The organism is Sphingomonas bacterium (assembly GCF_903644135.1).
Lineage (GTDB): Bacteria > Pseudomonadota > Alphaproteobacteria > Sphingomonadales > Sphingomonadaceae > Sphingomonas.
On record NZ_CAHJXA010000363.1, the window covers coordinates 1 to 2,708 of the forward strand.

3 protein-coding genes and 2 pseudogenes are annotated in these 2,708 nt (G+C 64.8%); 3 read left to right on the forward strand and 2 right to left on the reverse strand.

Features of this window, described 5'->3' with window-relative positions; translation table 11 throughout:
• Positions 1-402: 402 nt before the first annotated feature.
• On the forward strand, positions 403-1,206 hold the full coding sequence (locus tag HUU96_RS14500; protein WP_174293446.1) for a hypothetical protein: 804 nt from the start codon (positions 403-405) through the stop codon (positions 1,204-1,206).
• Between the two features lie 78 nt (positions 1,207-1,284).
• Here HUU96_RS14500 and HUU96_RS14505 read toward each other — a convergent pair.
• Positions 1,285-1,680, reverse strand: a pseudogene (locus HUU96_RS14505) (MobA/MobL family protein); the annotation flags it as partial.
• A gap of 168 nt (positions 1,681-1,848) precedes the next feature.
• Between HUU96_RS14505 and HUU96_RS14510 the strand changes: the two are divergent.
• Both HUU96_RS14510 and HUU96_RS14515 read left to right on the forward strand, forming a co-directional pair.
• A complete protein-coding gene (locus tag HUU96_RS14510) occupies positions 1,849-2,175 on the forward strand; it encodes a conjugal transfer protein TraD (RefSeq protein WP_174293447.1) in 327 nt (108 codons plus the stop codon).
• Between the two features lie 13 nt (positions 2,176-2,188).
• Positions 2,189-2,431: a conjugal transfer protein TraD gene (locus HUU96_RS14515; RefSeq protein WP_217430341.1), complete on the forward strand. Its 243-nt coding sequence runs from the start codon at positions 2,189-2,191 to the stop codon at positions 2,429-2,431.
• On the opposite strand, the pseudogene HUU96_RS14520 reads toward HUU96_RS14515, so the two are convergent.
• Positions 2,428-2,708 (reverse strand): annotated as a pseudogene (locus tag HUU96_RS14520) (putative toxin-antitoxin system toxin component, PIN family); the annotation flags it as partial. The gene HUU96_RS14515 and the pseudogene HUU96_RS14520 overlap by 4 nt on opposite strands.

The following is a 2,708-nucleotide window of genomic DNA, read 5'->3' on the forward strand; positions in this document are numbered from 1 at the left end:
GGCGTGATCAATACCGGCCTGGCCGGAGATCGATGCGGCTACGCCGCCGAAGCTACACCACGCGGTGGGACACGATCATGTGAGAGGACTTACCACCAACGCGAGGCAAGCCAGCCGGCGCAAATCGGCATGTTCTGGACGAACTCCCTGCCAGATGACTATCAGGAGCCCCGCACCGGATAGCTGCTGGTCAGTGCAGATGTTATTCCGATATGTCGGCGCTGGCACTCAGACGATACTCGCGGAAGAGGCGAGCGGGGCGTCTTCGAAACACCCAGAAAGGCGCTCGTGCGAGCAGAGCTGGCGGCCTGACCCAGATACCCACGCCCAACGGGCGGCTCGCAGTCCTCGTGGGAAGGCGCCCTCTTCCGTCTCAAACCGACGGCTACTAGACCAGAAGACATGGACCGCAATCCCGGCTTCGTCTCACGCTCCTTCTTGCGATCGCTCTGGGCCCGGGATTACGAGGCTTGGCGCGCGTCGGGAGAGGACGAGGCCTGCCTCGAGGTCCTGAGAACATGGTCGGAACGCGCCGACCGCGGCGAGGTCCGCGACGGCGGAGCCCTTGTCGCCAACCTGTTCGTCGGCCTGTGGGGCTACGTCGACACGGGCAGCCGCCGCAGCGCCGTAACCACCATCGACCAGCAGCATCCGGTCGCCGGCGCCGGGCCGCGAGGTCGTCGTGGCGCCGTCGACGCCGCACTCGGCTGGTTCGGCTCTCCCGGCACCGCATCCACGATGCAGGTGGCATGCGAGTTCAAGCAGCTCGGCTGCGACCTGGACGCGCCACAGCGAGGCCGTGCCGACAGCCGCTCGCCCGTCGAGCAGGCTCTCAACTATCTGAGCGCGGCCCGGCGCGGAATGGTCGGCAACGAGCCGGTCAGACCGACCTGGGCGATCGTCACCGACATGAACGTTTTCCGGCTCTACTGGTACGACCGCGCGCCGGCCCAGTATCTGTCGTTCAACATCACCCAGCGCAGCCTGCTCCAGGACCCGGGCCTGCTCGGCGACGATGACGGGTCCGCGTTCGAACGCTTCCTCTTCAAGCGCCTGTTCAGCGCCGAGGCCATGCGCGTCTGCCTCGACGACGTCGGCGACAAGTATCTAAATAATGTCCGGGTGAATGGGATCATCCCCGCCGACGGCGTCGACGAAGCCTATCTCCTGGGCGTGCTGAACGGCCGCGTCGCCGACTGGGTGTAGTGAGCCGCACGCTCGACGCGATCGACTGGGATTTCGCTCAGCCGCGCTCCGGCTACGTCCCCCCGCCGCACTGGTATCACCATCCGCGCCGATGTCCCAATGCACGTTCAGGTCGGCAATCATGCCGCGCGCTACGAACTCTTCCGCAACGAACTCACGAGCGAGCGCGATGCCGTCGGCTTGGTCCAGCTCGCGAGGGATCGCGAACTCGATCTCGCGCGCGAGCTGCGCGTCGCACCGCACCTCGCCGGCCTCGACTGCGTTCCACAATGTCGAGCGGTCGCCGAGCTGCTCCGCGGCGCCGTCCGGCAACATCACCTCGGAATGGACGACGCCCGTCTTGTTGGAGAAATCGTGGTCACGGTCGATGCGCTCGTCGTGCAGCCGAGATGCGGAGCGATAGGCCGCGGATGCTACCGCGCTCGATCCGCTGGCGCGGGAAATGACCTTCGCCGAGAAGTGGTAGATCGCCATGACGGCAATCCACTTACACCTCACAAGCGACGTCGGCACGACGTATAAGCGCGCCCTCCAAGAAACTTTCTTGTTCGGGACCACACCGTCCCGTTGTGTTCTAGCGTCAGGGAAGCATTGGCGCTGGTTCTGCTTTATTCCTAGCATATTGATGATTGGAGAATACCGATGCGCAAGCCACGTGATCTCGATGCTGAACTGAAGGCACTTACCGAGAAGGCGCGGAGTCTGAAGGAACGGAAGGTTCGCCAGCTCGGTGAACTGGTCGCCGCAACGGGAGCCGACGCGCTGGACGTGGAGACGCTCGCGGGCGGGCTGCTGGCGATGATCGAGGTGGATGATCCGGCCCGAAAGGAGAGCTGGCACAAGCGGGGCCAGGCATTCTTTCAGCGACGGACGCGTGACGCTGCACGCGGCAATGGCAGTGGCAACTCTGGCGCTCAAACGAGCAGTGGCAGCTCGGCATCGCCTGGAAGCGAGTCAGGCGCGACATGACAGGCGAGCATGGATGGTGAGCCGCCGCGAGCGCACGCATCATCTGATCGAACTGGGCGGTCTCGTCGTAAAGGCTGGACTCGACATGCTGGCGGATGACGATCGCGCCGTCCTGTACGGTGCGTTTCAGGCAATCGCCGATCGACTGAGCGGCGAGGATCGCGAGCAGGCGTTGTTGCTGTGGGGCCGGCGCGGTCATCGAGCTTTCGATGCGGAGGCCGAAGCGAACGATGCTGATCGGAACAAGTCGCGCTAGATGCCTAACTCAGTGGCAAATGCCGCCGCTGTCACGATCGTAGCCGCACCGTGCCTCTGCAAGACGAGCAGGTCGTTCTTGTCGCCGGTCACCAGCCTATCGGCCGCACCCGCTTCGCATAGGGCGAGCAGGAAATCGTCGCGGGGATCGCGCGAGCGTTCAACGGGCGGTAGCCGCTCGGGCATCTCAGCAAGAGCGGCGATCTGATTGACCAGCCTGCCCGCCTCCGATGATCGCACCAGCGCCCTGATCTTGTCGCGGCGGCTGACGGCGCGGA

Bases quoted from the DNA above. Each gene is read 5' to 3' on its own strand.
- HUU96_RS14510 (WP_174293447.1), top strand. From the start codon at position 1,849: ATGCGCAAGCCACGTGATCTCGATGCTGAACTGAAGGCACTTACCGAG.
- HUU96_RS14500 (WP_174293446.1), top strand. From the start codon at position 403: ATGGACCGCAATCCCGGCTTCGTCTCACGCTCCTTCTTGCGATCGCTC.
- HUU96_RS14515 (WP_217430341.1), top strand. From the start codon at position 2,189: ATGGTGAGCCGCCGCGAGCGCACGCATCATCTGATCGAACTGGGCGGT.